The organism is Ruixingdingia sedimenti, from assembly GCF_031432425.1.
GTDB classification, from domain to species: Bacteria; Pseudomonadota; Alphaproteobacteria; order Rhodobacterales; family Rhodobacteraceae; genus Ruixingdingia; species Ruixingdingia sedimenti.
The window spans coordinates 1-26,229 of sequence record NZ_JAVKPH010000021.1 but is presented as its reverse complement, the minus strand read 5'-3'; the positions used below and the strand labels follow the sequence as shown (position 1 = coordinate 26,229).

Below are 26,229 nucleotides of genomic sequence, written 5' to 3'. Positions count from 1 at the left end.
GGGCCGGGTCCATGGCCCGGGCCCTGTCGGAAAGCAGTGCGCAAAGTGCAATGCCCGCACCGTCCGGCGTCTGTCCCCGCCGCACGGTACGGGCCCTTTGGGGGGTTCAGGCCCAGTGGCCCTCGTCCACGGTCGAGGGGTTCCAGACCTCGGTGATGCGGCCTTCCTCGACCTTGAAGATCTCGATCCCGCTCTTCTTGCCGCCCTGTTCGGTGGTGTTGTTCCAGACATAGGCCACATAGGGCCCCTCGGCGAACTGGATGATGCCGTCGAACCGCGGCCTGGCGGTCTTGTGGCGGTCCTGGATGCGGGCGATCTGGGTGTCGTGGTCCATCGTCTGGATGCGCCCGGCATAATGGCGCACGACCGGATTGGCGGTGATTTCGCGGATCAGGTCGGTCTGGCATTCGTTCCAGGCCTTTTCGCAGTAGAGCGTGACGACCTCGTTGGGGCTGCGGTGGCTGGTCATGGATCCTCCTTGGGCCGCGCGGGCCGGTCTTCGTGTGCGGCACAGGCTAGGAAGGGGGCGGGGGTGCGGCAGTCCCACCCTGCGGGGACGGCCCCGGCGCGCGGGGCGCGGCAGGGTGGGGCGGCGAACGGAAGGGGCGACGATATGGATGTGACGGCGGCGCAAGGCCGGAACCGGATCGAGATCACGGGGCTGTCGAACCTGCGCGACTTCGGCGGCTATGCCACCGGCGACGGCGCGGTGATCCCGGCGGGGCGGCTGTTCCGGTCCGCCCATCTGGGCCGCGTGCCCTCTGCGGCGGCACCGGCGCTGGCGGCCCTGGGGCTGCGCACGATCATCGACCTGCGCGGGCGGGAAGAGCGGTTGAAGAACGCCCCCGACCCCGCCGTCCTCGGGGGCATCGCCGTGGTGCCCGCGCCGGTGGAGCCGGGGTCCTTCACCTCGATGATCGCGCCCGACGGCAGCGCCATCACCGCCGAGATGAACCGCGAACGCATCCTGTGGGTCTACCGCCGCTTCGCCGGCGACGCGGCGGCGCAGATGGGCGCGGCGCTGGTCAGGGTCTACGAGGCGGCGGAGGCCCCCCTGCTGATCCACTGCACCGCCGGCAAGGACCGTACCGGCTTTGTCGCCGCCACGCTGCTGCGGCTTCTCGGCGTGCCCGAGGACACGGTGCTGGCCGACTATCACCTGACCAACGACCACTGGGACAGGGACTATTCCGGCAACGCCATCTTCCCGCCCGAGGTGGTGGCCCCCCTGCTGCTGGCGCATGCCGACTACCTGGGCGCCGCCTTTGCAGAGATCGACCGCGTGGACGGCTCTCTCGCCGCCTATGCCGACAGGGTGACGGGCCTGCCCGATTTCGCCGCGCGCCTGCGCGACCGCATTCTGGGCTGAGGAGGGGACGCATGCCGATCTTTGCCACGCAATTCGACGCCGCCGACATGGCCCGCCGCCTGCAGGACTGGCTGCGCCGCCAGCCCGGCCTGGGCGGCGCCGTGGTGCACGAGGTGGCAGAGGCCACCGCCGGCGCCGGCTGGTCGAACGAGACCTACCGCGTATCGCTGTCCCCCGCCCCCGGGGCCGCCCCCGAAAAGCTGATCCTGCGCCTGCCGCCCGAGGGCGAATCGCTGCTGATGGAATACGACATCGCCCGCCAGTACGGCACGATGAAGGCGCTGGAGGGGATCCCCGGCTACCCCGCCGCCCGCGTGCGCTGGTTCGAGGGCGACACATCCGTCCTCGGCCGCCCCTTCTATTTCATGGATTTCGCCGAAGGCCGCACCGCCGCCGACAAGCCGGTCTACATCACCTCGGGCTGGATCCACGAGGCGAGCGACGACGAACGCCGCCGGCTCTGGACCTCGACGATCCAGGCGGCGGCCAACCTGCAGAAGGTGGACTGGCGCAAGACCGGCCTTGCCGCCTACCAGTGGCCCGACCGGAACCGCAGTTGCATCGAACAGCATCTCGACTGGTGGGAACGCATCTACGACTGGGGCGCGGGCTTCCTGCCGGACGAACCCGTGCCGATCGTGGTGGAACTGCGCCGCTGGCTGCGCGCCAACATGCCGCGCGAGGAAACCGTCAGCTTCGTCTGGGGCGATGCGCGCTTTGCCAACGTCATCTACCGCGATTTCCGGCCCGTGGCGCTGCTCGACTGGGAAATGTCGTGCTTCGGCGACCCCGAGATCGACTTCACCTATATCCACTTCTGCCACCGCCACCTGCAACTGATCGCCCATGGCGGCGACATCCACGCCCCCGAACAGGGCGGCGTGCCATCCGAGGACGAGTGCAAGGCGATCTACGAATCGCATGCGGGCCGGCCCTTGCGGAACTACGATTACTACTGGCTCTTCAACGCCTTCCGCATCTATTGCGTGCGCCAGCGCATCGCCGGGCTGTCGGTGAAATGGGATACGATGGCGCTGGACGATGCGATGCGCCTGCGCGCGGTGCCGACGCTGGAATGGGAGGTCGGCACCCGCATGACCCGGGCCGGGCGGGCGTAGGCCGGGGCGCGCCCCGGCATCCGCCGCCCTGCCCCGCCCCGGCCCTCAGCAGGCGAGGCCCCGCGCCTCCAGCCATGCCGCCGAGGGCAGGATGCCGGATTTGTCGCGCAGTTCCAGGATCAGGCGGGGGTTCGAGGTCAGTTCGCCAAGCGCGCGGAACACCGCCGGCCAGTGGATATTGCCCTCGCCGATGGCCCAGTGGCGGTCGGCATGGCCGTCGGCATCCTGCAGATGGACATGGTGCAGCGTGTCCCCGGCGCGGCGGATGAAATAATCCACCGGCGGCGCGCCGGTCGAGCCATGGGCATATTGCGCATGCCCGGTATCGACCGACACCGCGACGGCGGCGGAAGAAAAGCTTTCCGCCAGCGTGCGCCGGATGTCGGGGTCCTTGTCCATGATGTTCTCGATCACCATGGTCACGCCGATGCCTTCGGCACGCTTCACCGCCTCGGCCAGCGTCTGGTGCGTCAGGTCGATGACGGACCGATAGGCGCTGCGGCCGGCGAAATTGTCGAGGTTGTTGTAATCCCAGGTGATGTAGGGCGAATGGATCACCATCTGGGTCGCGCCCAGGTAGTCGCAGACCTCCAGCCCCTGCATCAGGCGGCGGCTGACGACCGCGCGGATTTCCGCATCGGCGCTGGCGATATGCAGGCCCCAGAACGGCCCGTGGATGCCAAGACGGCCCTGATAGCCCGCCAGCAGCGCGCGGGCGCGTTCGGCCGTGGGCCGCCAGTCGGCATCGAGCGCGCCGGGGATGCAGAAATCCTGCAATTCCAGATCCCGGTCGCGGGACAGGATGAAATCCTGCAGGGTTTCCAGTTCGGCCACGGTCATCGCGGCGCCAAGAAGGGGCAGATCGGTCATGTCGGCTCTTTCAGGCAGCAAGTTTCAGGGAAAGACGGTCGAGCAGGGCATGGAACTCCGCCATGCCCCGCACCACATGGTCGGCACCGGCCGCGCGCAGCGTGTCGTCATGGCCGGGGCGGTGGTCGGAGGGCCCGATGAACCCCACGGCCAGACAGCCCGCAGCGGCGGCGCAGCGGATGCCGTGGATGTTGTCGTCGATGAAGATCGCATCCCCGGGCGCCACGCCAAGGCGGGCGGCGGCCAGCAACGCCAGATCCGGGGCGGGTTTCGCCGCCGCCACGTGATCGGCGGAATAGACATGCGCGCCGAACCGCGCCGCCAGCGGCGTGCGCAGGATCGAACGGTCCAGCCGCGCCACCGAGGAATTCGAACAGATCGCGACCGGCACGGACACCCCGGCCAGCACCGCCTCGATCCCCGGGATATGGGGGATCCCGCGGTCGAACATCTCGAACAGCAGCCGGTCGCTTTCGGCGAATACCGTTTCCGCATCGAGGCCGAGCGCCGCCATCCGCGCCCGGCTGTCGGCGGCGGCGCAGCCCGAAAACATCGCCGTCGCCTCTGCCGGGGTCATCGGCACCCCTGCCCCGGTCACGGCGCGGGCCAGCGCCAGGCAGCCCTGCGGCTCGCTGTCGATCAGCACGCCGTCGCAGTCGAACAGGATCGCGCCGAACCGCCTCATGCCGCGGCGCCTTCGGTTATCAGGTCCTGCACCAGCACCGGGTTGTCGGAAACGACGAACCCCGGCCCCCGGCCGATCCAGCGGCGGATCAGGCCGGGGTCGTTGACCGTCCAGACGGAACATCCCTCGGGCGGGCGCAGGGCGGCGATGGTGTCGAATTCGGCCTCGTAAAGCGCGTGGTGGATGCCGACGATATCGGCCAGACCCTCCACCTGCCGCAGGAAGGCGGCGATGCCGCCCTGACGGTCGGCCCATCCGGCATCCACCGAAACCAGCCGTTTCAGGCCGGGCGCGCGGTCGCGGATCTCGCGCACCACCGCGATGTCGAAACTGTGCAGCGCGGCGCGGCGGGTCAGCCCGTGACGGTCGAGCGCCGCGGCCGCCATCGCCACCAGCCCCGGATAGGGCCTGCCGTCCGCACCGGATTTCAGCTCGACCCACGGCTCTATCGCCGGATCCCGGGCCAGCAGGTCCAGCACCTCGTCCAGCGTCGGGATATGCTGGTCCGTCAGGGCGCCGCCGGGGCCGCGCAGGCGGGCGGCCCGCCGTTCGCCCGGGGTCAGCGCCCGCACCGGGCCGCTGCGGTCGGTCGTGCGGTCCAGCGCGGCGTCGTGGATCACCGCCATCTCGCCCGCATCCGTCAGGTGCACGTCGAATTCCACCGCGGCGAACCCATAGGGCAGGATCTTGCGGAACCCGGCCAGCGAGTTTTCCGCCCACAGGTCGCGTGCGCCGCGATGCGCCATGATACGCGTCATCTTTCGTCTTTCCTCTTTCGGGACATTCAGCGGATCGTCGGGTCCAGCCGGTCGCGCAGCCAGTCGCCCAGAAGTGAGATGGAGAGCGTGGTGAGCACGATCACCAGCGAGGGGGCCAGCATGATCCAGGGCGCGCGCGTCAGGTATTCGCGCCCGAACCCCACCATGTTGCCGAGCGAGGTTTCCGGCGGCTGCACGCCGAGGCCAAGGAAGCTCAGCCCCGATTCCATCAGGATGATTTCCGGGAAGGTCAGCGTCATCGACACGATCAGGGTCGAGGCGACATTGGGCAGGATGTGGCGCAGATAGACCCGCGCGGGCCGCGCCCCCAGTTGCACCACCGCCCCCGCATAGCCCTGCGCCGAGGCAGAGATCGCCAGCCCCCGCGCGATGCGGGCATAGCGTTCCCAGCCATAGAACCCCATCAGGCACACCAGCAGCGTCATCGACGACCCGAAAAAGGCCAGCACCGACAGCGACATGATCATGAAGGGCAGCGCCGCCTGAAAATCGGCCAGCGCCATCACCATCTGTTCGACCCAGCCGCGGAACTGCGCCGCAAGGAAACCGAGCGCGGTGCCGACCACCGCCGACAGGATCGTGGCGCCGAAGGCGATCACCAGCGACACCCGGATGGACTGGATCAGCCGCGACAGCACGTCCCGGCCCAGTTCGTCCGTGCCCAGCAGATGGCCCGGCGTCCCCATCGGCACCAGCCGCGCCGACAGGTCCATCTGCGTGACCGCATAGGGGCGGATCGCGTCGGCCAGAACGGCGGCCAGCACCATCAGCCCCAGCCACACCGCCGACAGCAGCACCAGCAGCGGCATCGCACGGCGCAGGCGGGTCAGCCGGCCGGGGGCCTGCGCGGCGGGGGCGGAAAGGGTCGTGTCGGTCATCGCGGGATCCTCAATGCGTTGCGGCCCTGGCGCGCAGGCGCGGGTCCAGCAGGCCATAGGCGAAATCGACCAGCAGGTTCGCGACCACCATCGAACTGGCGATCACCAGCAGCAGGCATTGCACCACCGCCAGATCCCGGTTGGCCACCGACACCACGATCAGCCGCCCGACGCCGGGCCAGGAAAAGATGCTTTCGATCACCACGGCCCCGGCGATCAGCGCCCCCACCATGAAGCCGATCAGCGTCACGATCGGCACTGCCGCATTGGGCAGCGCATGTTTCCACACCACGTCGCGCCAGCTCAGCCCCTTGGCCATGGCGGTGCGGATATAGGGCTGGCCCAGAACCTCGATCATCGCCGACCGGGAAAACCGCGCCAGAATGCCGATGCCGCCGACCGACATTGTGACGATGGGCAGGATGGCATGGCGCCACGTGTCCTGCCCGCCCGAGGGCAGCCAGTCGAGCCGCACCGCGAAGATCAGCACCAGCACCAGCCCCAGCACGAAGGACGGGATGGTGAAGCCGAAGATCGACAGCATGATCACGCCGCGGTCCGCCACCGACTGCCGGTGCAGCGCCGCATAGACCCCGGCGGGAATGCCGATGCCGATCTTGAGCATCAGCGCCGGCACCGTCAGCGCCAGCGTCGCCGGAACCCGTTCCAGCACCAGATCCAGCGCCGGGGCGCGGTCGCGCATCGAGACGCCGAAATCGAAGGTGGCAAGCTGTTTCAGATAGGCCAGATACTGCTGCCACAGCGGCGCATCGAGCCCCCACCGCGCGCGGAAGGCGTCGATGGCGTCCTGCGGCGCGTCGGGGCCCAGCAGGATGATCGCCGGATCGCCCGACATCCGCAGCACCACGAAGGCGAAGGTCATCACCAGCAGGATGGTCAGCAGCGCGCGCGCCAGCCGGGACAGGATATAGGTCAACATGGGGGGCCTCAGGCTGCGGTCTGCACGATGGCGCGCTGTTTCAGGCAGGCCGTCCAGCGGCCGCGATGGCGTTCCAGCGCGGGAACCGCGCGCGCGCAGGCGGCATCGGCCAGCGCGCAGCGCGGGTGAAAGGCGCAACCCGGGGGCCGCGCGGCGGGGTTCGGCGGTTCGCCCTGAAGGATGATCCGCCCCGACAGCCCCGCCCCCGCACGCGGGACCGATGACACCAGCGCCTTCGTGTAGGGATGGCGGGGGTCGGAAAAGATCTGGTCCGACGGCGCCTCTTCCACCACCCGGCCCAGATACATCACCGCCACCCGGTCGCAGATGTTGCGCACCACCTTGAGGTCGTGGCTGATGAACACCATGGTCAGCGCCTCCTGCGCCTGAAGGTCGCGCAGCAGGTTGACCACCTGCGCCTGGATCGACACGTCCAGCGCCGACACCGGCTCGTCGCAGACCAGAAACCGCGGCCGCGTCGCCAGCGCCCGGGCGATCACCACCCGCTGGCGCTGGCCGCCCGACAATTCGTGCGGATAGCGGCCGGCCTGATCGGGGCGCAAGCCGACCTTCGCCATCAGTCCGGCCACGCGCGCCTGCCGTTCGGCCCCCTGCGCCAGGCCGTGGATCTCCAGCGGTTCGGCGATCTGCGCGGCGATGGTCATGCGGCGGTCGAGGGCTGCCAGCGGGTCCTGGAACACCAGCTGCATCTGTGCCCGCAGGCGGCGCCAGGCGTCGGTGCGCGGCCGGGGCATCGGCGCGCCCTGATAGCGCACCTCGCCCGCATGGGGCGTCTCCAGCCCCAGAAGCATCCGGCCGAGCGTGGATTTCCCCGACCCGGATTCCCCCACGATGCCGAGGATCTCGCCCGCCCGCACCGTCAGGTCGATCCCGTCCACCGCACGCACCGCCCGCCCGCCGCCGAACAGGGACCGGCCCGTGGCATATTGCTGAACCAGGCCGCGCGCCTCCAGCAGCGGGGGGGTCATGCCGGTTCCTCCACCGGGGCGTGCAGGGGGGCGCCGTCGCGGCCGACGGGGTGGAAACAGGCCAGCGGGCCGCCCGTCGCCTGCGGCTTCAGTTCCGGCCGGTGGCGGTGGCAGAAATCCGTCGCCCGGTCGCAGCGCGGCGCGAAGGCGCATCCCACGGGCAGCGCCTTGGGATCCGGCACGACGCCCTGGATGGGCCGCAGCCGCCCGCGGCCGGCGTCAAGGTCCGGGATCGCGTCGAAAAGCCCGCAGGTATAGGGATGGCGCGGCGCCGAAAACAGCCGGTCGATCCTGTCGGCCTCGACCACCCGGCCGGCATACATCACCGCCGCACGGTCGCAGACGGCCGAAACCGCCCCCAGATCGTGGCTGATGAACACCATCGCCATGCCGGTTTCACGCCGCAACCGCGCCAGCAGGTCGAGGATCTGCGCCTGGATCGTCGCGTCGAGCGCGGTCGTCGGTTCGTCCGCGATCAGCAGGTCGGGTTCGCCCGCCAGCGCCATGGCGATCATGATCCGTTGGCACTGGCCGCCCGAAAATTCGTGCGGGTAAAGGTCCGCCCGCGTCGCGGCGGACGGAATACCCACCAGATCCAGCAGCCGGACCGCCTCTGCCCGCGCCGCCGCCCCCCGCAGGCCGCGGTGCAGGGTCAGGCTTTCCACGATCTGCCGCCCCACCCGCTGCACGGGGTTGAGCGAGGAGGACGGGTCCTGAAAGATCATCGCGACCCGCGCGCCGCGCATCCGTTCCACCGTCCGGCGCGGTGCGCCGATCAGTTCCTGCCCGTCGATACGGACGGAACCCGACACCCGCGCCTTGCCGGGCAGCAGGCCGAGCGCGGCCAGCCATGTCACCGACTTGCCGCAGCCGCTTTCCCCGACCAGACCCACGGCCTCGCCGTGGCGGATGTCGAGATCAATTCCATGCAGGACCTGAACGCCGTCGAAGGCCACCCTCAGATCCCGGATCGAGACGAACGCCATGCTCTGTCCTCGCATCAGGCCGAAAAAGGCCAGGGGCGCCGGAATGACCGGCGCCCCTGCCCGAAGGATCAGACGTTCCAGTTGGTGGCGCGGAAATCCATCGCGAAGGCAGGGGCCGCCTTCCAGTTCAGTTCGGATTTCATGCCGGTAAAGACCGCGTTCTGGTGCAGGATGGTATAGACCGGATCCTCGCGTTCCGCGATTTCCAGCATCCGGGCGAAGGATTTCCTGCGCAGCGCCCGGTCGGTCGAGGTTTCCAGAACCACCGACAGCCGGTTCAGTTCGTCATTGGCCCATTCGCGCATCTGCTGCGCCTGACCGTTGGGGCCGAACTGGTTGACCATCGGGGTGATCGGGTCGTTGATCAGGTTCGAGGCCGACCAGTCGCGCACGCCGCGGGTGCCTTCGCCCGCGAAGATCTGCGACCAGTTCTCCTTCATCTGGATCTCGATGTTCAGCCCGGCCGCGCGCCACATCTCGGTCAGGATCTGGCCGGTGGCGGTCTGGTTGGTGTAGTAGTTGTTCAGCAGGAAATACGGGATCGCATCGCCCTTGTAGCCGGCCTGCTTCAGCAGGTCGCGCGCCAGTTCGGGGTTGTAGTCCGGCACGGCCCAGCCCTCGACGAACATGTCCGAGGCGGCATAGCTGTCGAATTGCAGCCCCGCCGGGATCACCGTCTGCCCGCCCCACAGCGCCTCGACGATCGCCTTGCGGTCGATCGCATGGGTCATGGCGCGGCGCACCAGCGGATTGGCCACGATCTCGTTCTGCACGTTGAACACCGACACGCGGTGGTTCCAGATGGTCGAGGACTGCACTTCCAGCCCCGGCGTGCCCGAGACGGTGGCGATCTGGTCGGGCGGCAGGTCGCAGGCGAAATCGTATTCGCCCGACATGAGGCCGTTCACGCGGCTGGCGACTTCCGGCACCTCGACGAAGCGGATCCGTTCCAGCGGCGGGCGGCCGCCCCAGTAATCGTCGAAGGCCACCAGCGTCAGCGACACGTCCGGGCGGTAGTCCTCGACCGCATAGGCGCCGGTGGTGATCGGCTTGCGCGCCCATTCGGCATAGCTCGCCGCCTCGTCCCAGGCGCGTTTCGAGGTGATCTGGGATCCGTAGGCCATCAGCCGGCCTTCCAGCGTCACATCCGGCGTCGCGTTGTGGAAACGCACGGTGTATTTGTCGACCGCCTCGACGCCGCGCAGCGCGGGCCACAGGCGGCGGCCGGTGCCGGGCACCGAGGCCGGCAGTTCCTTGGCGGTCTGCGGCTTGAAGTTCTCGGCATAGATCGTCTCGCCGCCCACCGGCCCGGTGCCGCCGAACAGCCGTTCGTCGGAGAACGAGAAGACCACATCCTCGGCGGTGAGTTCGTCGCCGTTGTGGAATTTCACCCCCTGCCGCAGGCTGAGTTCCAGCGTCCTGTCGTCCAGCCGCTTCCAGTCGGTGGCAAGGCCCGGAACGGGACCCTGATCGCCCATCCAGTCGCGCAGGATCAGCCCTTCCCACAGGTTGGGGAAGAACACCCTCTCGCCGACGTTCGACTGTTCGTGCCAGATGTCGAGGGTGTTGTTGTTGCTGATCTTCTGCACCGCGATGGTGATCGAACGGCGGGCGCCCTGCGCCATCAGGCGGCGCGGCAGGATCAGCGTTCCGGCGGCGGCGCCGAAAAGGCCGAGGGTGTGGCGACGGGTGACAAGCATGGCTCTCTCGCTCTTGGAAGGGGCCGCAGCGCGGCCGTTTCGCCGATGCTTTTCGTCGCCCTGCGTAACAGTTCGATGGCCGGACGGAGAAGGTTTGTTGAAGACTTCCCGCCGGGTTGCCGCGGTCGCAGGGGCAATCACCGGGCCGGGCGGGATCAGGAAACGCATTGCGTTTCCCCCGTCCGTTCGCGCGGCGGTGCCGTGAGAGACGGAGATCGCAGGAGTAATGGGTAGGCCAGCGCCTGCCCCGGCGGGCGAGAAGCGCCCGCCATGGGCGGGGCGGGCGCTGGCCGGGGGCTTGGGGCCCCCGGCCGGGGCAACTCCATCTGTATCGCGGTGGCGAAGGCGCGCGCCTTCGCCAGACAGAACGACAGGACCGATTGCCCCCAGACGGCTATCCCCCAGGGACCGTCCCTGCAATCCTGCGCCGCCCTACCCCACGCGCGCGCCGGCGACCCAGACGCCGCGCACCGCCGCCCCCGCCTGCCCGACGCGGGCGACGCGGATCACGTCGGCCCGCGCACCGGGCGCCAGCCGGCCCCTATCCGCCAGCCCCGTGGCCTGCGCGGGCGCCGCCGTCACCGTCGCGATGCCGCGCGCCATGTCGCCCCACAGATCCCCCAGCATCAGCGCCCCGGACAACAGCGACGAGGGCACATAGTCCGACGACAGGATATCCAGCAGCCCCGCCCCGGCCAGCGCCGAGGCCGCCACATTGCCCGAATGGCTGCCGCCCCGGATCAGGTTCGGCGCGCCCATCATCACCCGGATGCCCCTTTCGCGGCAGGCGGCCGCGGCCTCTTCGGTCGTGGGGAATTCGGCGAACTGCACGCCATGCGCCGCGCTGGCCGCGACCTGCGGCGCGGTGGTGTCGTCGTGGCTCGCCAGCACCGCGCCATAGCGGCGCGATTCGGCCACCGCCACCGCCTCGTGCCGGTCGCCGACCTCTGCCCGCAGCGCCTGCTGCGCCGCGACATGGGTGTCGAATTCCGCCTGCGACAGGTTGCGCTTGCCCATCACATAGTCGCGCAGCTTGGTGATGTCGCGGAACTGGCGCTGGCCCGGGGTGTGGTCCATCAGGCTCACGATCCCCACCCGGTCGCCGGGGCCGAACTTCGCCATCTCCTCGACCAGCGTTTCCGAACAGATCTCGGCCCGCAGGTGCAGGAAATGGCTGATCCGCAGCACGCCCCGCGCCCGCAGGTCGAGGATCTCGTCGGCCAGCGCGCGGGCGTATTCGCCGTAGCCCGCATTGGTGCTGGTAAAGACCGACCCCACCCGCAGCGCATCGAACACCGTGGTGATCCCGACCGAGGCGAGTTCCGCGTCATGCGCGACGATGGCCGCGGCATGCGGCCAGTCCACCCGGGGGCGCGGCTGGATATGGCGTTCGAGGTTGTCGGTATGCAGCTCGATCAGCCCCGGCATCACCAGATCGCCGCCGCAGTCGATGGCCCCCGCAGGCAGGCCCGCACCCCCGGCGATATCGGCGATCACGCCGCCCGTCAGCCGGATCTGCCCGCGCGTCACCCCCTCGGGCAGTACCAGCATGGCATTGGCAAGGATCGTCTCGGTCATCTTCGTCATTCCTGTCTTTCAGTGCCGCCGGGCCGGGGCGGGGCGGGCCGCAAGGGCTGGCCCCCATCGCACGATCCTGTCACACCCGTGTGACACAACGGCCCTAGATCCCCGGCATGGACCCGATGAAACGCTACGCCGTCTACTACGCCCCGCGCCCCGGCGCCTTTGCCGACCGCGCGGCCCGCTGGCTGGGCCACGACCCGGCCACCGGCCGCGCCCTGCCGCAGCCGGATCTGCCCGGCCTGCCCCGGCCCGCGGCCGGCCTGACCGCCGCGCCGCGCAGATACGGCTTCCACGGCACGCTGCGCGCCCCCTTCCGCCCCGCCGCGGGCATGGACGGCGCGGCGGTCGCGGCGGCGGTGGCCGCCCTTGCCGCCCGGCTCGCCCCGGTGCGCTGCGAGGGGCTGCGGCTCGAAAACCTCTCGGGGTTCCTTGCGCTTACGCCCACGGGCGATACTGCGGCGCTGATGGCGCTCGCCGCCGCGGTGGTCGAGGGGACGGATGCCCTGCGCGCCCCCCTGACCGCGGCCGAGACCGCCCGCCGCCGCCCCGAAAGGCTGAGCCCCCGCCAGCGCGACCTGCTGGACAGATGGGGCTATCCCTTCGTGATGGAGGAATTCCGCTTTCACCTGACCCTGACCGACGCGCTGCCCGCCGACACCGCCGCGGCGGCGGCCCCGGTGCTGGCGGCGCATTTCGCCCCCGTCCTGCCCGCGCCCTTCGCGGTCGAGGATCTGTGTCTGTTCGGCGAGGATGACGCGGGCCGGTTCCATCTGCTGCACCGCTATGCCCTTTCCGGCTGAAGCGCGGCCAGAAACCGCGCGACGCCCGCCTCGGGGCTGGCGTCGTTCATCACCGTGACCGCCGCCACCCCTTCGGGCAGGGCAAAGGCCGCCCGTTCCAGCCGGGCGCGGATCTCTGCCGCAGGCTCGCGCCCGCGCGCGGCCAGCCGTTCGGCCAGCACCGCCGGCGGCGCCGTCACCAGCACCACCCGCAACCCCGGAAACCGCGCCAAAGCCTGCGGCAGCGCCGCGCGCGAACCGTTGAACACCGCCACCCCCGGCCCCGCGATCCGGTCGCGCGGGATGCCGTAGCACAGCCCATGCGCCTGCCAGTCCAGCGCGAATTCGCCCCGCGCCTTGCGGGCGGCGAATTCGGCGGCGGTGACGCCCTCGAAATCCTCGCCCCCCGCCGCGGCGGGCCGGGTGATGACCCGGCGCAACCGCCGCAGCCGGGGATCGCGCGCCACCGCCGCCGCGATCAGCATGTCCTTGCCCGCCCCCGAAGGCCCGACCACCGCAACGATCATGCCGCCGCCCCGGGCGCAAAGGCCGCCACATCCACCAGCCGGTCGCAGACCCGGTCCCGCGCCCCCGCATCGTGAAAGATGCCGAGGATCGCCGCGCCGCGCGCCTTCGCCTCTTCGATGAGTTGCAGCACCACCTCGCGGTTGGCGGCGTCGAGGCTGGCCGTCGGCTCGTCCAGCAGCAGCGCAGGATAGTCGTGGACGAAACCGCGCGCGATGTTCACCCGCTGTTGCTCGCCCCCCGAAAAGGTGGTGGGCGACAGCCCCCACAGCCGCGCAGGGATATTGAGCCGCGCCAGCAGCGCCGCCGCCCGCGCCCGCGCGGCCTCCGGCGCGGTGCCGAGGGTCAGCAGGGGCTCGGCCACCACCTCCAGCGCGGGCACCCGGGGCACGACGCGCAGGAACTGGCTGACATGGCCCAGCACCTCGCGCCGCAGCCGGATGATCTCGCGCGGGGCGGCGGTGGTCAGGTCCAGCCCGCCCACGCGGACATGCCCGCCCGCCGCCAGATAGTTGCCGTGCACCACCCGCATCAGCGTGGATTTCCCCGCCCCCGAAGGCCCCGCCAGCCCCACGCATTCGCCCCGGGCGACCCGCAGGCCGGCCCCGGCCATCACCGGGATCACCGCGCCGCCCTGATTGTGCAGGGTGAAGGTCTTGGAAAGGTTCTCGATCTCGATCATGGCTCAGACCTGCAATACCGAAGACACCAGAAGCTGCGTATAGCCGTGCTGCGGATCATCGAGCACCTGGTCGGTCAGCCCCTGTTCCACCACCCGGCCCCCCCGCATCACCATCAGCCGGTCGGCCAGAAGCCGCACCACCGCAAGGTCATGCGTGACGATCACCACCGACAGCCCCAGATCGCGCACCAGCCCGCGCAGCAGATCCAGCAACCGCGCCTGCACGCTGACATCCAGCCCCCCGGTGGGTTCGTCCATGAACACCAGCCGCGGCCCCGTCACCAGATTGCGCGCGATCTGCAAGCGTTGCTGCATGCCGCCCGAAAAGGCGGTGGGCCGGTCGTCGATCCGGTCGGCGGCGATTTCCACCCGGTTCAGCCAGTCGGCCGCCCCGGCGCGGATCGTCCCGTAATGCCGCGCGCCCACGGCCATCAGCCGCTCGCCCACATTGCCGCCCGCCGAAACCCCCATGCGCAGCCCGTCGCGCGGGTTCTGGTGCACATAGGCCCAATCGGTGCGCGACAGCCGCCGCCGCGCGGCCTCGTCCAGCGCCAGCACGTCGCGCCCGTCATAGAGAACACGCCCCCCGTCGGGCCGCTGGTGCCCGGCAAGGCAGGACAGCAGCGTCGACTTGCCCGACCCGCTTTCGCCGACGATCCCCAGAACCTCGCCCGGGTAAAGGTCGAAGGACACATCGGCACAGCCGATCCGCGCGCCGTAAAGCCTGGTCAGCCCCGCCACCGACAAAAGCGGCGCATCGGGCTTCATCTTGCCACAAATACTCACAGCGACGCCCCCCATCACGCGGCCCCCTCGACGGGCACGCCCAACCGCCCCACATGTCCCGCCGCCCGGCGGGTGGCGCAGAAATCGGTGTCCGAACAGACATGCATCCGCCCGCCGGCATCATCGGTGATCACCTCGTCCAGATAGCTGTCGCCCGCCCCGCACAGGTCGCAGTCATGCGGCGCCTTGCTGGCGGTGAAGGGATGGTCCTCGAAATCGAGGCTCACCACCCCGGTATAGGGCGGCAGCGCATGGATGCGCTGTTCGCGCCCCGCGCCGAACAGCTGGATCGCCGGGTTCCCGCCCAGTTTCGGGTTGTCGAACCGGGGGATCGGCGAGGGATCCATGACATAGCGCCCCTCGACCCTGACGGGATAGGCATAGCTTGTGGCGATCGCCCCGTGGCGCGCGATATCCTCGTAAAGCTTCACATGCATCAGCCCGTATTCCTCCAGCGCATGCATCTTGCGCGTCTCGGTCTCGCGCGGTTCCAGAAACCGCAGCGGCTCGGGGATCGGCACCTGGTAGACGAGGATCTGGCCCTCGGTCAGGGGATGTTCGGGGATGCGGTGGCGGGTCTGGATCACCGTCGCCTCTGCCGTGCGCTCGGTCACGGCCACCCCCGCGGTGCGCTGAAAGAACCTGCGGATCGAGACCGCGTTGGTGGTGTCGTCCGCCCCCTGGTCGATGACCTTCAGCCGGTCCTCGGGCACCAGACAGGCCGCCGTCACCTGCACGCCGCCGGTGCCCCAGCCATAGGGCATCGGCATCTCGCGGCTGGCGAAGGGCACCTGATAACCGGGGATCGCCAGCGCCTTGAGCAGCGCGCGGCGGATCATCCGCTTGGTCTGTTCGTCGAGATAGGCGAAGTTGCAGGCGGTATCGGTCATGTCCGGGCCCCGGGAAACAGTCGTTGCAAGGCGGCGGCGGGCGCGGCCAGAACCTCGGCCTCGGCCAGCACACAGACCCGCCAGCCCGCGGCGGCGAAGGCCGCGACGCGGTGGATGTCGTTCGCGGTCGGCACCGCACCCGCCTGCAGATCGAGGATCAGCCGCGCCGGGCGGCAGGCGAAAGGCGCCACATGGCCGGCCACCGGCTCCATCCGGCGGAACTTCAGCCCCCGGAAACCGCGGCCCCGCAACAGCGGCCACAGCACCGCCTCGGCCGGGGTCATCGCCTGGCGCGCAAGGCGTACCTCGGCCGTCACCGCATCGCATCTGCGCATCCGTTCCCTCTCCCTCTCCCCGCCGGGCAGAGGAACCGCGCCGACCCCGCCAGCCTGCGCCGGGGTTGGTAAGCAAGGGGTTAACGCTGCCCGCCTCCCTCTCCCCAAGGGGGAGAGGGCCGGGGTGAGGGGGGTCGACGGAAGGGCGCTCATTCCGCCGCCTCCTGCGCCTGCACCTGCGCCGCCTCTGCCCGCAGGCGGCGGATCAGTTCCAGTTCGGCCTGGAAATCCACGTAATGCGGCAGCTTGATATGTTCCAGAAACCCCGTCGCCTGGATGTTGTCGCAATGCGCCAGCACGAATTCCTCGTCCTGCGCCGGGGCGCCGGTATAATCCTCGCCCAGTTCCTTCCAGCGCAGCGCGCGGTCCACGAGGCTCATGGCGATGGCCTTGCGTTCCGACTGGCCGAAGACCAGCCCGTAGCCGCGGGTGAACTGCGGCGGCTCGGACCTGGATCCGGTGAACTGGTTCACCGTCTCGCATTCGGTCAGTTCCACCTCGCCGATCTCGACGGCGAAGCCGAGTTCGGGGATCTCCACCTCCACCGCCACGCGGCCGATGCGCAATTCGCCCACGAAGGCATGCGTGCGCCCGTAGCCGCGCTGCGTGGAATAGGCGAGCGACAGGATGAACCCCTCGTCCCCCCGCGCCAGCGCCTGAAGCCGCAGCGCCCGGCAGGCCGGCAGTTCCAGCGGCGTGCGCGTCAGGTCGGGCGGCGCACCCTCGTCCCCGGCCGCGGGCTCGATCAGCCCGTCGCGGTTCAGGAAGCCCATGACATGCGGCACCGGGCCGGGCGTGGCGGGGGCGGTGGGCGCGGGCGGGGGCAGCCCTTCGGCCGCCAGCGCGAAATCCAGCAGCCGGTGGGTATAATCGAAGGTCGGCCCCAGCACCTGCCCGCCCGGCAGGTCCTTGAACGTGGCGCTGATGCGCCGGTCCACCGCCATGCCCGCCGTTTCCACCGGGACGGAGGCGCCGAGCCGCGGCAGCGTCGTGCGCCAGGCGCGGATCAGGAACACCGCCTCGATCAGGTCGCCGCGCGCCTGCTTGATCGCCAGCGCCGCAAGATCGGGATCGTAGAGCGAGCCTTCGGCCATCACCCGGTTGACCGCCAGCCGCAACTGTTCGCGGATCTGGTCCATCCCGAGGTCCGGCACCGCCGGGTCGCCCCGGCGTTCCTCGGCCAGCCAGGCATGGGCATTGTCGATGGCGCGCTCGCCACCCTTGACCGCGACATACATCAGGCGTCCTCCACCAGGGTCGTGCGGGGCAGCGCCGCGATGCGGTCGCCGCAGGTCAGGAAGGTATCGAACCCGCGCGGGAACAGCGCCCGGTTGGCGCGGAAGGCCGCGACCCCGGGCAGCGACAGATGCGCGATGTCGCGGATGCCGGGGCCGGTCAGGCGCGGGCCCTCGGGGGCAAGGCGCGCCACCTCGACGATCAGCGTGGCCGACCGGTCGGGGTATGCCGGATCGCCGGTGCGGAACCGGTCCACCGGGCAGAGGTCCGCCCACCGGCCCAGGGCGAAATCCGCTTCCTCCGCCGCCGCCAGCGGCGCGCCGATGTGAAAGGCGATCCAGCCGCGAACCGCGGCGCAATCGGCGGCGCCGGCCAGATGCACCGGCGTCGTGCCGTCGGCCAGCACCAGCAGCGCCACCCCCGCCGCCACCGACAGGGGCGCAGGCGGCGCCGCCCCGGCAAGGGCGTGGATCGTGCCCGGGCGGGCCATCGCCTCCATCATCGCGCGGAAGGCGCGGGCGGACTGGCGCGGGGCGTCCGCGAAACCGCCCGCAAGGCTGTCGGTCGGGGCCCGGGCGGTCATTGATCCTCTCCGCGCACCAGGGTGAAGAAATCGACCCGCGTCGCCGCCGCCTTGCCCGCGCGCGCTTCCCGCGCCGCCGCGGCCTCTGCCGCCAGCGGCGCCAGAACCCCGGCCCGGATGCGGTCGGCCGCCGGGGTCTGCATCAGCGCATCGGCCACCGCGGCGCGGGCGGCATGCGCCCGGTCGCGCCCCTGCACCCAGGCATGGCCCACCGCGCCCCCCGCCAGCCGCACCGAACAGCGCGTCACCGTCATCTCGCCCAGGTTGAAGGCCGCGCCCGTGCCCCCCGCGCGGCCCCGCACCATCACCGCGCCGGTTTCCGGCGGGCGCAGCATCTCGTGCGCCGGCAGGTCGGGCAGCAGCGCCGCCAGCCGCGCGGGCGGAGCCTTGGCCAGCAGCGCCATCCAGCCCCTGCGCTGGCGTTCGGCGGTCTCGGGCATTGTCGTCATGCGGTCCTCGACATCTTGCAGATTTGTCTAGATAACTATACAACTCGACAAATTCTTACCGCAGACCCCGAGTCGCCTCAACAGCCGCGTTGTGAATTTTCCATGACATCCACCCCCACCCCGCTGTGGAAGACCATCGCCGACAGCCTCGGCACGGATATCGCCGAGGGCCTCTATCCCCCCGGCGCGAAACTGCCGACAGAGGCGGAACTCGCCGCCCGCTTCGGCGTCAACCGCCATACCGTGCGCCGCGCGCTGGCGGCGCTGGCAGAGGCGGGGACGGTCCGCCCCAGGCGCGGCGCGGGCGTCTTCGTGACCGCGCGGCCGACCGACTACCCGCTCGGCCGCAGGGTGCGGTTCCACCAGGCGGTCACGGCATCGGGCCGCACCCCGGCGAAACGGATCACGCGCCGGGAAACCCGCCCCGCACGCGCGAAAGAGGCCGCGGCGCTGCGCCTGCCCCCCGGCGCGGCGGTGCATGTGGTCGAGGGCGTGTCGCTGATCGACGGCCAGCCGGTCGCGGCCTTCCGCAGCGTGTTTCCCGCCGCCGCCCTGCCCGGCCTGCTGGCGGCGCTGGCGCAAACGCAATCCGTGACGGCCGCGCTGGCCGCCTGCGGGGTGCGCGACTACACCCGCGCCGAAACCCGGCTGACGGCGAAACGCGCCGACGCCCTCATGGCGCTCGCGCTGGCCCTGCCCGAGGGCGCGCCGGTCCTGCGGTCGGTCGGCGTCAACATCGACCCCGCAGGCAGACCGGTGGAATTCGGCACCACCTGGTTCGCCGGCGACCGGGTGACGCTGACCGTGACACCGGAATAGGCCGGACTGCGGGCCCCCACCCGGCGTTCGGCCCGGCGGAAAGCTGCGCGCGCCGCGCGGGGATATTTATCGGACAGAAAATGAAGAGGGGCGCCCCTTTCGGAAAAGGGGTGCGCCTTGCGGCTTCACCTTTCCCAAAATACTCCCGCGCGGCGCGCGCATCTTTCCACCCGGCCAGAGGCCGGGCATCGGGCGCAACGCCCGCATCAGCCGCCGTATTTCTCCAGGAACGCCTCGGCCTTCAGCGCGCGGAAATCCTCCAGCGCGGCGCGCAGGCGGGCGTGGTCCCAGTCCCACCAGGCCAGCGCCAGCAGCCGGTCCGCCACCGCCGCCGGAAACCGCGCGCGGATCGGCACGGCCGGCACGCCCGCAACGATCATGAAGGGCGCCACGTCGCGCGTCACCACCGCGCCGGCGGCGACGATGGCGCCGGCGCCCACCGTCACCTCGGGCTTGACGATCGCGCCATGGCCGATCCAGCAATCCGGCCCCAGCACGGTGCGGCGCGCCGCGCGGGCGGCGAAAAAGGCGGCGTCGTCCGCCGCATCGTCCCAGTAATAGGACGAGCGATAGAGGAAATGGTGCTGCGCCGCATGGGCGAAGGGATGGTCCGTCGGCCCGATCCGCGTCAGCGCCGCGATATTGGCGAACCGGCCGACCGTGGTATTGGCGATGTCGGCCAGCCGGTCGCAATAGGCATAGTCGCCGAAATCGGAATGCAGCACCCGCGCGCCCGCGCCGACCTCGCACCAGCGGCCGAAGGTGGTATCCACCGCGACCGCGCCGGGATGCAGCAGGGGTCCGGTTTCCGACAGTTTCGGCATCACATGTCCTTTCGCCCGCGGATCAGCCGGCGGCGCAGCCAGCCCGACAGGCTGTCCATCGCCATCACCATCAGCACGATCAGCACCATGTAATAGGCGACCTCTTCCCAGTCCTTCTGGGTGATGATCGCCTGCGTCAGCAGCAGCCCGATGCCGCCGCCGACGATGGCGCCGATCACCGTGGCGCTGCGGGTGTTCGATTCCAGATGGTAGAGCACCTGGCTCAGCAGCACCGGCGTCACCTGCGGGATGACGCCGAAGCGCGCCCGCTGCACCCCGTTCGCGCCGGTGGATTTCAGCCCCTCCACCTGCTTTTCGTCGATGTTCTCCAACGCCTCGGAGAAAAGCTTGCCGAAGCTGCCGGTGTCGGTCAGGAAGATCGCCAGCGCCCCGGTCAGCGGCCCGGGCCCGAAGGCGCGGGACAGGATGATGGTCCAGATCAGCCCGTCCACCCCGCGGATGAAGTCGAACACCCGGCGCAGCGCAAAGCGCAGCAGCGCGAAGGGCATGAAGTTCGACGCCGCCGCGAACCCGAGGGGCAGCGCGATGGCCGCCGCGGTCATGGTGCCCAGAAAGGCCATCAGCACGGTCTCGAAAATCGCCCAGGCGACATCGGCATGCCGCCACATCTTGTTGCCCCAGAATTCTTGCCAGATGGCGACGGCGTTCGGCCGCGCGGGGTCCACCCGTTCGCCCGCGACGGCGAGGCGCAGCAGTTCCAGCGGCCCCTTGCCGTAAAAGGGGCTGTCGAGGGTGAAGAAGAACAGCTCCCACCCCGGCTCATAGTGGAAGGTCTCCACCTTCGACCGCGAATAGGCGAAGCGCCCGGCCCCGGTGGTGGCGGCGACGCGGTTTTCCGAGACCGAGATCCAGCCGGGCAGCGGCAGGGGCGCGTCCAGCACCGGCTTGCCGTCCACCGGGCGGATGTCGAGCGTGCCATAGCCCGGCACGACATAGCGCGCGCCGGCATCGTCATAGGTGACGACATGGCCGCCGCCGAGGTCGATGGTGGTCACGCCATCGGCCACCGTCACCCAGCCGGGCAGCCTGCCGGGGGGATAGGTGCCCCGCGGCTCGCCCTCGACGGCGACGGTCAGGGCGCCGGAACGGTTGTCGCGCGTGACATGGGTCTTGTAGGACCAGAAATCGTTCAGCAGGATCGCCGCATTGTCCCACCGCGCCCGCGCCGCAAGACCCGCGACATCGAAGCTGATCGCGGCATAGACAAGATAGGCCAGCACCAGCGCGGGCAGGCCGAAGGACAACCGCCGCAGCCGCGCGAAGCGGCGGATGACCGCGGGCGCCCGGGCGGTGGCGGCGGGCGCGGTCGCGGTATCGGTCGTGCTCATGGTCATGCCCCTGCCCCCCGGACAAGCCGCTGGCGGACGCGATCCGACAGCCGGTCGATCAGCACGATGGACAGGAACAGCAGCAGGAAGATCGCCACCACCTGGTCATACCGCCCCTGCCCCCATTGCATCGCGATCTTGAGGTCATGGCCGATGCCGCCCTCGCCCACGAAGCCCAGGATCGCGCTGGCGCGCAGGTTGATCTCGAACCGCAGCAACGCATAGCTCAGCCAGTTGGGCGCCACCTGCGGGATTACGCCGAGCAGCATCCGCTGCCCCCAGGTCGCGCCGACCGAGGCGAGGCCCTCGACCGGCTTCAGGTCGGCGTTTTCCGCCACCTCGGAGAAGAGCTTGCCGAGCGCCCCGGCGGTATGGATGCCGATGGCGATCACCGCCGGCACCGGCCCGCCGCCGAGGATGAAGATCAGCACCAGCGCGATCACGATTTCCGGCACCGCGCGGCAGGCATCCATCATCCGCCGGAACAGCCCCGTCAGCCGCGGCCAGCGCGCCAGCCCCCGCGTGGACAGAAGCGACAGCACCACCGCCGCCAGCGCGCCGAGGATGGTGGCGACGGCGGCGATGTTCAGCGTCTCGGCCAGCGAGGGCAGATGGGCCACCAGCAGCCCCGGCAGGTTGGCGCGTTTCGCCCAGGCCTCCGCCATCACCTCGGAGGGAAAGGCGCCCAGCATCGGCAGCCCCTCCCAGAAGCCGCCGGCGTTGCGGCCGTCGGCCATCACGAAGCCCGAGGCCATCAGCGCGAGGAACACCGCCAGCAGGATGCCGCCATACATCCGGCGGCGGCGCACGAGGTCCAGATAGGCGGCGTTGCGGGCCGCGCGCGACCGGGCGCCGGGGTCCGGGTCGGGGCCGAAGGCGATGTCAACCATGTGCAGCCTGATGAAAGAATGCGGCCGGCCCCCCTGCGGGGAACCGGCCTTGCGTCATCGAAATCACTTGCTTTCCTGCATCTTGCGCGCCGCGATCACGCCTTCGTAGGTGGCGTGGTCCACCGGCACGAAATCCTTCGCCTGCCCCGAGGCGACGCCATAGGCGCATTCCGGGTCCTGTTCCCACAGGTCGGCGGTCAGTTGCGTCACCTTGTCCTTCACCGCATCCGGCAGCGCCTTGCGCACCACCATCGGCCCTTCGGGGATCAGTTTGGACCGCCAGATCTCGACCAGGTTGTTCATGTCGACCAGCCCGGAATCGGCGGCCTTGCGGATCGCGCCCGAATTGTAGCCGTCTTCCCAGTTGCCCAGGCCGTCCGCCCAGGCCACGCCCGCGTCGAAATCGCCGTTGTGCACGCCGACGAGGCTCTGTTCATGCCCGCCCGAGAACTTCACCGCGCTGAAATAATCATCCAGCTTGCCGTATTTCGCGGACAGTTCCGCCCCCGGGATCAGATAGCCCGAGGTGGAATTCGGATCGGCGAAGGCGAAGGACCTGCCCTTGACGTCGTCCATCGAGGCGATGCCGCTGTCGGTGCGGGCAAAGCCGATGGCGTAATAGCCGGTCGAGCCGTCCATGTTCTGCTTGGTCAGCCGCACCTCGACCGCCTCGGGGTCGGTCAGGAAGATCTTGCCATAGCCCGAGGCGCCGAGCCAGGCGAGGTCGAGCGACCCGCCCAGAAGCCCCTGGATCACGCCGTCGTAGTCGGCCGGGGTGAACACCTTGACCGGCACGCCGAGCGCCTCTTCCAGCTTGGCGCGGTAGCATTCGTTGGAACTCATGCGGTCCTGCGCATTCTCGCCGCCGAGGATGCCGAGGTTGAAGCGCGTGATGTCCTGCGCCGCGGCGGCGCCGGTCAGCGCGGTGGACAGCGCAAGGGTCAGGATCAGTCTGGTCATGGTCGCTCCGCAGGTGTTGGGCCCCGGATGGGGCGGGTCAGGCCAGCAGCCGGCCGGCATAGGCCGCATCGGCGGCGGTATCGGCAGGAATGGCGGTAGAGGTCGCGGCTTCGTTGAAGCCCGCATCGGCGCCGTAGATGTCGCGCGCGGCGCCGGTGGAAAGCTGGTCAGGGGTGCCGTCGAACACGATGCGCCCGTCGCGCATGCCGATCACCCGGTCGCAATAGCGCCGCGCGGTGTCGAGCGTGTGCAGGTTGGCGATCACCATCCGCCCGTCCTCGACATTGATGCGTCTGAGCGTGTCCATCACGACCTGCGCATTCATCGGGTCGAGGCTGGCGATGGGCTCATCCGCCAGGATCACCTCGGGGTCCTGCATCAGGGCGCGGGCGATCGCCACGCGCTGCTGCTGGCCGCCCGACAGCGCCTCGGCCCGCTTGGCCGCCTGTTCGGCGATGCCGAGCCGGTCGAGGATGTCGAGCGCGCGCAGGATGTCGGCCCGGGGCCAGAGGCTGAACAGCGTGGCCAGCGTCGCGCGGCGGTTGAGCGTGCCGTGCAGCACGTTCGACACCACATCCATCCGTGGCACGAGGTTGAACTGCTGAAAGATCATCGCGCAGCGGCCCTGCCAGGCGCGCGCCTCGGCCCCGCGCAGCGCCAGCACGTCGCGCCCGTTGACCAGGATCCGGCCCGATGTGGCGTCGGTCAGCCGGTTCATCATCCGCAGCAGGGTGGACTTGCCCGCCCCCGACCGGCCGATGATGCCGACGAAGGCCGGGCCGTCGACGGTGAAGCTCACCCCGTCCACCGCCGCCCGGGCGCCGAACATCCGCGTTACGGCCCTGACCTCCAGCATGCACACCCCCTGACTGGTTGCAGCGGGGATAGCGGCGGGATGTGACAGTCAGGCTGCGCATGGATGAAACTTCGATGACAGCCGCGCCATGCCGTTCTTTGCGGACGAACAGGCCGGTGGCGGCAGCCGGGCGCAGGGGACCGGCGGCCCGAAGCCGGAACGCGGCGGCCGCCCGCGGATCAGCGGGGCCGGATCAGCGGGGCGGGGATGGCCGGGACGCCTTGCCGAAGGGCGGCGGCCTCCTGTGCCTTCAGCGCGGCGCGATAGGCCGCGCGGGCCTGAAGGCGTTCCCGATAGGCCGCGACGGCCGGCTCCCCCCCCCGGCCAGCCCCAGATGGTCGGCCAGCATCAGCCCATAGCCCACCGAGACATCGGCGGCGGGCAGTCAATGCGGCAGATCCGTCAGGTCGGCAGATGCAAGCGTGGGTTGAACAGCGGCCCGCTGCTGACCCGTCGCGTCGTTTTTGCCAACGCCAGCACGCCAAGATCCACCAGCGGCTCAACGATGACGACCGTCATATAGGCAAGGCCAAAGCTGCCAACCGCAGCCAGGTTCTCGCCAGTGAAGCCTTGGCCATACAGGGCCCAGAATGCCACCCATGCGACGATGCCGCCCTGATAGGCAATCGACAGCGTCAAGGCCTGACCGTACTTCAGATCAACATAAGGAGTCCTCGCCGGGACAACACGCCGCGCCAGCAGATGGATGCCCCAGAGCGGCACCAAAAGCGTCGTGACGTTCATGCCATATTGGGGCAAGTCGAATGGTGAAACGAGGAGACCCTGGATTAACAAGCCTAGCGCCAGCCCGATCCCCGCTGCTCCTGCTCCGAACAACAGCAGCAGCGTGGAACCCAAAATCAGGTGCACTTCGGACACGCCGACGGCATGGTGCGGAAAGACCTCGAAGAAGCAGAACACCGCAGCCGTGGCCAGCGCGCTACGCGCGGCAAGACTGATACCGCCGCCGTGGCTGCGCAGGTCGTTCCAAACCATCTTTGTCGCCAGACCGAATGCCCCGGCGGCGGTGGCATAGCTAAGAATAATCTTGGCGCCGTTCACGACGCCGGGTTCGATATGCATGGATTTACCCCTTCCTGTTGTGGCTCAGTCGAAGTGAACACATTCTATGCGCCTTCAAAAAGGCGCTCTGTGTCGGTTGCGGTCCTAGCGCTTTCCGCGTCCGATCCTCCCCCGGATGCTGGAAAGAGAAAAGCGACGGATGCTTGTCGCGACGACGATCGCCGCGGCCTGGGTCAGCAACTGTTCCGACATGCGCGCGCCCATGGACAGCACCATCTGGTCGAGCAGCGTCATGAACGCGGCGGCGCCGATGGTGGCGACAAGGCTGCCGCGCCCGCCGGTGAACGGGGTGCCCCCGATCACCACCACGGCGATGCTGGGCAGCAGATAGCTGGTGCCGGCGGTGGGGGTCGCATAGCCGATGTAGCCCGCAAGAAGGAACCCGCCGACCCCGTAGAACACGCCCGCGACGGCATAGGTGCCGACCTGGATCAGCTCGACCCGCGTGCCCGACGCCCGCGCCGTGGCCGGGTTGGCGCCGGTCGCCACGAAACGCCGCCCGTGGGTGGTGCGGCGGATGACGAACCAAGCCGCAAGCACGATGACGATGGCGAGGATGCCGATGCCCGGCACCCCGGCCAGACGCGCCCGGGCGATGTCCTGCAAACCGGGCGGGATCGGCATGGCGCTGCCCCCCGACATCAGCCGTGCGATCCCCGCCATCAGCGTGCCGGTGGCCAGCGTCGCGACGATGGGGCTGATGTTCAGCCGCGTCGTCAGCAGGCCGTTGACCGCGCCGAACGCCCCGCAGAGCGCCAGCGCACAGACGACACCGCCAAGGCCGCTGCCCGTCGCGCCGGTGAACACCGCCACGAAAAGCCCCGAAAGCGTCGCCAGTGCGCCCACGGACATGTCGATGCCGCGCTGTTGCACGATCAGCGTCTGCCCCGCCGCCAGCAGCAGCAGCACCGAAAACAGCGGCAGCATGGACTGGATCGACCCGGGTTTCAGCGCGCTCGGCGCAACCAGAGCGCAGACCGCCACAAGCCCCAGAAGGGCGATCCAGATCCAGCCGAATTCGCCGATCCCGAACCGCGGCGGGCTGCGCCCGGCCCCGCTTCTGTCCGTCTTGACGTTCATGTCGCCACCGGCTCTGTTGCACAAATCGCGTGAGGGATTCATCTCGTGAATCCAGCGTGGTAGCTTGACTGCATGAGCAGACCGACACCCCCGATCTACAAGACCAGGAACTGGCCCGCCTATAACCAAGCGCTCAAGCGCCGCGGCTCTCTGACGATCTGGTTCGACCCCGCCATGACGTGGAAGGCCGCGCCGACTGGCAAGC

Annotated in this window: 29 protein-coding genes and 1 pseudogene; 5 read left to right on the top strand and 25 right to left on the bottom strand. The window is 69.9% G+C overall.

All coding sequences use genetic code 11. The features are described from left to right. Positions 1 to 106 precede the first annotated feature (106 nt). Entirely contained in the window at positions 107 to 469 is a 363-nt protein-coding gene (locus RGD00_RS15935) for a hypothetical protein (RefSeq protein ID WP_310458274.1), read from the bottom strand. Between the two features lie 144 nt (positions 470 to 613). Between RGD00_RS15935 and RGD00_RS15930 the strand changes: the two genes are divergently transcribed. Next, positions 614 to 1,369, top strand: coding sequence for a tyrosine-protein phosphatase (locus RGD00_RS15930; protein ID WP_310458273.1), 756 nt, complete (start codon positions 614 to 616; stop codon positions 1,367 to 1,369). A gap of 11 nt (positions 1,370 to 1,380) precedes the next feature. After that, entirely contained in the window at positions 1,381 to 2,487 is a 1,107-nt protein-coding gene (locus tag RGD00_RS15925) for a phosphotransferase family protein (RefSeq protein WP_310458272.1), read from the top strand. A 45-nt stretch (positions 2,488 to 2,532) separates the two neighbouring features. Here the strand turns inward: RGD00_RS15925 and RGD00_RS15920 are convergent, their stop codons facing one another. The 9 genes from RGD00_RS15920 to RGD00_RS15880 form a co-directional block, all read right to left on the bottom strand. Continuing rightward, positions 2,533 to 3,357, bottom strand: a complete 825-nt coding sequence (locus RGD00_RS15920; protein WP_310458271.1) for a sugar phosphate isomerase/epimerase family protein — start codon at positions 3,355 to 3,357, stop codon at positions 2,533 to 2,535. A 10-nt stretch (positions 3,358 to 3,367) separates the two neighbouring features. Further along, positions 3,368 to 4,042 carry an HAD family hydrolase gene (locus RGD00_RS15915; RefSeq protein ID WP_310458270.1) on the bottom strand — a complete coding sequence of 225 codons (675 nt, stop codon included), beginning with the start codon at positions 4,040 to 4,042 and terminating at the stop codon, positions 3,368 to 3,370. Continuing rightward, on the bottom strand, positions 4,039 to 4,800 hold the full coding sequence (locus tag RGD00_RS15910; protein ID WP_310458269.1) for a glycerophosphodiester phosphodiesterase family protein: 762 nt from the start codon (positions 4,798 to 4,800) through the stop codon (positions 4,039 to 4,041). The genes RGD00_RS15915 and RGD00_RS15910 overlap by 4 nt, the downstream gene beginning before the upstream one ends. A gap of 26 nt (positions 4,801 to 4,826) precedes the next feature. Beyond that, positions 4,827 to 5,699, bottom strand: a complete 873-nt coding sequence (locus RGD00_RS15905) for an ABC transporter permease (protein ID WP_310458268.1) — start codon at positions 5,697 to 5,699, stop codon at positions 4,827 to 4,829. A gap of 10 nt (positions 5,700 to 5,709) precedes the next feature. Then, positions 5,710 to 6,639, bottom strand: a complete 930-nt coding sequence (locus tag RGD00_RS15900; protein WP_310458267.1) for an ABC transporter permease — start codon at positions 6,637 to 6,639, stop codon at positions 5,710 to 5,712. Between the two features lie 8 nt (positions 6,640 to 6,647). Next, positions 6,648 to 7,628: an ABC transporter ATP-binding protein gene (locus RGD00_RS15895; protein WP_310458266.1), complete on the bottom strand. Its 981-nt coding sequence runs from the start codon at positions 7,626 to 7,628 to the stop codon at positions 6,648 to 6,650. Beyond that, positions 7,625 to 8,614, bottom strand: coding sequence for an ABC transporter ATP-binding protein (locus tag RGD00_RS15890; RefSeq protein ID WP_310458265.1), 990 nt, complete (start codon positions 8,612 to 8,614; stop codon positions 7,625 to 7,627). Before RGD00_RS15890 ends, RGD00_RS15895 begins: the two co-directional genes overlap by 4 nt. A gap of 68 nt (positions 8,615 to 8,682) precedes the next feature. Continuing rightward, on the bottom strand, positions 8,683 to 10,314 hold the full coding sequence (locus RGD00_RS15885; RefSeq protein WP_310458264.1) for an ABC transporter substrate-binding protein: 1,632 nt from the start codon (positions 10,312 to 10,314) through the stop codon (positions 8,683 to 8,685). Positions 10,315 to 10,746: 432 nt separating this feature from the next. Then, on the bottom strand, positions 10,747 to 11,892 hold the full coding sequence (locus tag RGD00_RS15880; RefSeq protein WP_310458318.1) for an alpha-D-ribose 1-methylphosphonate 5-triphosphate diphosphatase: 1,146 nt from the start codon (positions 11,890 to 11,892) through the stop codon (positions 10,747 to 10,749). 125 nt (positions 11,893 to 12,017) lie between these two features. On the opposite strand from RGD00_RS15880, the gene RGD00_RS15875 reads away from it, so the two are divergent. Beyond that, complete coding sequence (locus tag RGD00_RS15875; protein ID WP_310458263.1) at positions 12,018 to 12,698, top strand: DUF1045 domain-containing protein; 681 nt, start codon at positions 12,018 to 12,020, stop codon at positions 12,696 to 12,698. Here RGD00_RS15875 and phnN read toward each other — a convergent pair. From phnN to phnG, 8 genes are all read right to left on the bottom strand, one after another. Further along, positions 12,680 to 13,204: a phosphonate metabolism protein/1,5-bisphosphokinase (PRPP-forming) PhnN gene (gene phnN, locus RGD00_RS15870; protein WP_310458262.1), complete on the bottom strand. Its 525-nt coding sequence runs from the start codon at positions 13,202 to 13,204 to the stop codon at positions 12,680 to 12,682. The two genes, RGD00_RS15875 and phnN, sit on opposite strands and share 19 nt — an antisense overlap. Then, on the bottom strand, positions 13,201 to 13,884 hold the full coding sequence (gene phnL, locus RGD00_RS15865; RefSeq protein ID WP_310458261.1) for a phosphonate C-P lyase system protein PhnL: 684 nt from the start codon (positions 13,882 to 13,884) through the stop codon (positions 13,201 to 13,203). The genes phnN and phnL overlap by 4 nt, the downstream gene beginning before the upstream one ends. Before the next feature lie 3 nt (positions 13,885 to 13,887). Further along, entirely contained in the window at positions 13,888 to 14,652 is a 765-nt protein-coding gene (phnK, locus tag RGD00_RS15860) for a phosphonate C-P lyase system protein PhnK (protein WP_310458317.1), read from the bottom strand. A 32-nt stretch (positions 14,653 to 14,684) separates the two neighbouring features. Continuing rightward, positions 14,685 to 15,560: an alpha-D-ribose 1-methylphosphonate 5-phosphate C-P-lyase PhnJ gene (locus RGD00_RS15855; protein WP_310458260.1), complete on the bottom strand. Its 876-nt coding sequence runs from the start codon at positions 15,558 to 15,560 to the stop codon at positions 14,685 to 14,687. Further along, positions 15,557 to 15,895 (bottom strand): endonuclease domain-containing protein, encoded by a 339-nt coding sequence (locus RGD00_RS15850; RefSeq protein ID WP_310458259.1) that lies wholly within the window; start codon positions 15,893 to 15,895, stop codon positions 15,557 to 15,559. Before RGD00_RS15850 ends, RGD00_RS15855 begins: the two co-directional genes overlap by 4 nt. A gap of 149 nt (positions 15,896 to 16,044) precedes the next feature. Next, positions 16,045 to 17,133 carry a carbon-phosphorus lyase complex subunit gene (locus tag RGD00_RS15845; RefSeq protein ID WP_310458258.1) on the bottom strand — a complete coding sequence of 363 codons (1,089 nt, stop codon included), beginning with the start codon at positions 17,131 to 17,133 and terminating at the stop codon, positions 16,045 to 16,047. Continuing rightward, positions 17,133 to 17,714: a phosphonate C-P lyase system protein PhnH gene (gene phnH / locus RGD00_RS15840; protein ID WP_310458257.1), complete on the bottom strand. Its 582-nt coding sequence runs from the start codon at positions 17,712 to 17,714 to the stop codon at positions 17,133 to 17,135. The genes RGD00_RS15845 and phnH overlap by 1 nt, the downstream gene beginning before the upstream one ends. Then, the gene (phnG, locus tag RGD00_RS15835; protein ID WP_310458316.1) at positions 17,711 to 18,154 is read right to left on the bottom strand and encodes a phosphonate C-P lyase system protein PhnG; all 444 of its coding nucleotides are present in this window, start codon (positions 18,152 to 18,154) and stop codon (positions 17,711 to 17,713) included. Before phnG ends, phnH begins: the two co-directional genes overlap by 4 nt. A 111-nt stretch (positions 18,155 to 18,265) precedes the next feature. Here phnG and phnF point away from each other — a divergent pair, with 111 nt between their 5' ends. Beyond that, the gene (gene phnF / locus RGD00_RS15830; protein WP_310458256.1) at positions 18,266 to 18,982 is read left to right on the top strand and encodes a phosphonate metabolism transcriptional regulator PhnF; all 717 of its coding nucleotides are present in this window, start codon (positions 18,266 to 18,268) and stop codon (positions 18,980 to 18,982) included. A gap of 206 nt (positions 18,983 to 19,188) precedes the next feature. Here the strand turns inward: phnF and RGD00_RS15825 are convergent, their stop codons facing one another. From RGD00_RS15825 to RGD00_RS15795, 7 genes are all read right to left on the bottom strand, one after another. Next, the gene (locus tag RGD00_RS15825) at positions 19,189 to 19,806 is read right to left on the bottom strand and encodes an LbetaH domain-containing protein (protein WP_310458255.1); all 618 of its coding nucleotides are present in this window, start codon (positions 19,804 to 19,806) and stop codon (positions 19,189 to 19,191) included. After that, entirely contained in the window at positions 19,806 to 21,155 is a 1,350-nt protein-coding gene (gene phnE / locus RGD00_RS15820; RefSeq protein ID WP_310458254.1) for a phosphonate ABC transporter, permease protein PhnE, read from the bottom strand. The genes RGD00_RS15825 and phnE (RGD00_RS15820) overlap by 1 nt, the downstream gene beginning before the upstream one ends. Positions 21,156 to 21,157: 2 nt before the next feature. Then, complete coding sequence (gene phnE / locus RGD00_RS15815; RefSeq protein ID WP_425603424.1) at positions 21,158 to 22,045, bottom strand: phosphonate ABC transporter, permease protein PhnE; 888 nt, start codon at positions 22,043 to 22,045, stop codon at positions 21,158 to 21,160. A 63-nt stretch (positions 22,046 to 22,108) separates the two neighbouring features. Continuing rightward, entirely contained in the window at positions 22,109 to 23,005 is an 897-nt protein-coding gene (gene phnD, locus RGD00_RS15810) for a phosphonate ABC transporter substrate-binding protein (protein WP_310458253.1), read from the bottom strand. 37 nt (positions 23,006 to 23,042) lie between these two features. Further along, positions 23,043 to 23,861, bottom strand: a complete 819-nt coding sequence (gene phnC / locus RGD00_RS15805; protein ID WP_310458252.1) for a phosphonate ABC transporter ATP-binding protein — start codon at positions 23,859 to 23,861, stop codon at positions 23,043 to 23,045. Between the two features lie 402 nt (positions 23,862 to 24,263). Further along, positions 24,264 to 24,944 carry an energy-coupling factor ABC transporter permease gene (locus RGD00_RS15800; protein ID WP_310458251.1) on the bottom strand — a complete coding sequence of 227 codons (681 nt, stop codon included), beginning with the start codon at positions 24,942 to 24,944 and terminating at the stop codon, positions 24,264 to 24,266. 84 nt (positions 24,945 to 25,028) lie between these two features. After that, a complete protein-coding gene (locus RGD00_RS15795) occupies positions 25,029 to 26,024 on the bottom strand; it encodes an ABC transporter permease (protein ID WP_310458250.1) in 996 nt (331 codons plus the stop codon). A gap of 72 nt (positions 26,025 to 26,096) precedes the next feature. Here RGD00_RS15795 and RGD00_RS15790 point away from each other — a divergent pair. Beyond that, a pseudogene (locus RGD00_RS15790) lies at positions 26,097 to 26,229 on the top strand (IS5/IS1182 family transposase); the annotation flags it as partial.

What these genes read in the sequence shown, in the direction of transcription:
- RGD00_RS15935 (WP_310458274.1), bottom strand. Translation starts at nt 469, where the DNA reads ATGACCAGCCACCGCAGCCCCAACGAGGTCGTCACGCTCTACTGCGAA.
- RGD00_RS15930 (WP_310458273.1), top strand. Translation starts at nt 614, where the DNA reads ATGGATGTGACGGCGGCGCAAGGCCGGAACCGGATCGAGATCACGGGG.
- RGD00_RS15925 (WP_310458272.1), top strand. Translation starts at nt 1,381, where the DNA reads ATGCCGATCTTTGCCACGCAATTCGACGCCGCCGACATGGCCCGCCGC.
- RGD00_RS15920 (WP_310458271.1), bottom strand. Translation starts at nt 3,357, where the DNA reads ATGACCGATCTGCCCCTTCTTGGCGCCGCGATGACCGTGGCCGAACTG.
- RGD00_RS15915 (WP_310458270.1), bottom strand. Translation starts at nt 4,042, where the DNA reads ATGAGGCGGTTCGGCGCGATCCTGTTCGACTGCGACGGCGTGCTGATC.
- RGD00_RS15910 (WP_310458269.1), bottom strand. Translation starts at nt 4,800, where the DNA reads ATGACGCGTATCATGGCGCATCGCGGCGCACGCGACCTGTGGGCGGAA.
- RGD00_RS15905 (WP_310458268.1), bottom strand. Translation starts at nt 5,699, where the DNA reads ATGACCGACACGACCCTTTCCGCCCCCGCCGCGCAGGCCCCCGGCCGG.
- RGD00_RS15900 (WP_310458267.1), bottom strand. Translation starts at nt 6,639, where the DNA reads ATGTTGACCTATATCCTGTCCCGGCTGGCGCGCGCGCTGCTGACCATC.
- RGD00_RS15895 (WP_310458266.1), bottom strand. Translation starts at nt 7,628, where the DNA reads ATGACCCCCCCGCTGCTGGAGGCGCGCGGCCTGGTTCAGCAATATGCC.
- RGD00_RS15890 (WP_310458265.1), bottom strand. Translation starts at nt 8,614, where the DNA reads ATGGCGTTCGTCTCGATCCGGGATCTGAGGGTGGCCTTCGACGGCGTT.
- RGD00_RS15885 (WP_310458264.1), bottom strand. Translation starts at nt 10,314, where the DNA reads ATGCTTGTCACCCGTCGCCACACCCTCGGCCTTTTCGGCGCCGCCGCC.
- RGD00_RS15880 (WP_310458318.1), bottom strand. Translation starts at nt 11,892, where the DNA reads ATGACCGAGACGATCCTTGCCAATGCCATGCTGGTACTGCCCGAGGGG.
- RGD00_RS15875 (WP_310458263.1), top strand. Translation starts at nt 12,018, where the DNA reads ATGAAACGCTACGCCGTCTACTACGCCCCGCGCCCCGGCGCCTTTGCC.
- phnN (WP_310458262.1), bottom strand. Translation starts at nt 13,204, where the DNA reads ATGATCGTTGCGGTGGTCGGGCCTTCGGGGGCGGGCAAGGACATGCTG.
- phnL (WP_310458261.1), bottom strand. Translation starts at nt 13,884, where the DNA reads ATGATCGAGATCGAGAACCTTTCCAAGACCTTCACCCTGCACAATCAG.
- phnK (WP_310458317.1), bottom strand. Translation starts at nt 14,652, where the DNA reads ATGAAGCCCGATGCGCCGCTTTTGTCGGTGGCGGGGCTGACCAGGCTT.
- RGD00_RS15855 (WP_310458260.1), bottom strand. Translation starts at nt 15,560, where the DNA reads ATGACCGATACCGCCTGCAACTTCGCCTATCTCGACGAACAGACCAAG.
- RGD00_RS15850 (WP_310458259.1), bottom strand. Translation starts at nt 15,895, where the DNA reads ATGCGCAGATGCGATGCGGTGACGGCCGAGGTACGCCTTGCGCGCCAG.
- RGD00_RS15845 (WP_310458258.1), bottom strand. Translation starts at nt 17,133, where the DNA reads ATGTATGTCGCGGTCAAGGGTGGCGAGCGCGCCATCGACAATGCCCAT.
- phnH (WP_310458257.1), bottom strand. Translation starts at nt 17,714, where the DNA reads ATGACCGCCCGGGCCCCGACCGACAGCCTTGCGGGCGGTTTCGCGGAC.
- phnG (WP_310458316.1), bottom strand. Translation starts at nt 18,154, where the DNA reads ATGCCCGAGACCGCCGAACGCCAGCGCAGGGGCTGGATGGCGCTGCTG.
- phnF (WP_310458256.1), top strand. Translation starts at nt 18,266, where the DNA reads ATGACATCCACCCCCACCCCGCTGTGGAAGACCATCGCCGACAGCCTC.
- RGD00_RS15825 (WP_310458255.1), bottom strand. Translation starts at nt 19,806, where the DNA reads ATGCCGAAACTGTCGGAAACCGGACCCCTGCTGCATCCCGGCGCGGTC.
- phnE (WP_310458254.1), bottom strand. Translation starts at nt 21,155, where the DNA reads ATGAGCACGACCGATACCGCGACCGCGCCCGCCGCCACCGCCCGGGCG.
- phnE (WP_425603424.1), bottom strand. Translation starts at nt 22,045, where the DNA reads ATGGTTGACATCGCCTTCGGCCCCGACCCGGACCCCGGCGCCCGGTCG.
- phnD (WP_310458253.1), bottom strand. Translation starts at nt 23,005, where the DNA reads ATGACCAGACTGATCCTGACCCTTGCGCTGTCCACCGCGCTGACCGGC.
- phnC (WP_310458252.1), bottom strand. Translation starts at nt 23,861, where the DNA reads ATGCTGGAGGTCAGGGCCGTAACGCGGATGTTCGGCGCCCGGGCGGCG.
- RGD00_RS15800 (WP_310458251.1), bottom strand. Translation starts at nt 24,944, where the DNA reads ATGCATATCGAACCCGGCGTCGTGAACGGCGCCAAGATTATTCTTAGC.
- RGD00_RS15795 (WP_310458250.1), bottom strand. Translation starts at nt 26,024, where the DNA reads ATGAACGTCAAGACGGACAGAAGCGGGGCCGGGCGCAGCCCGCCGCGG.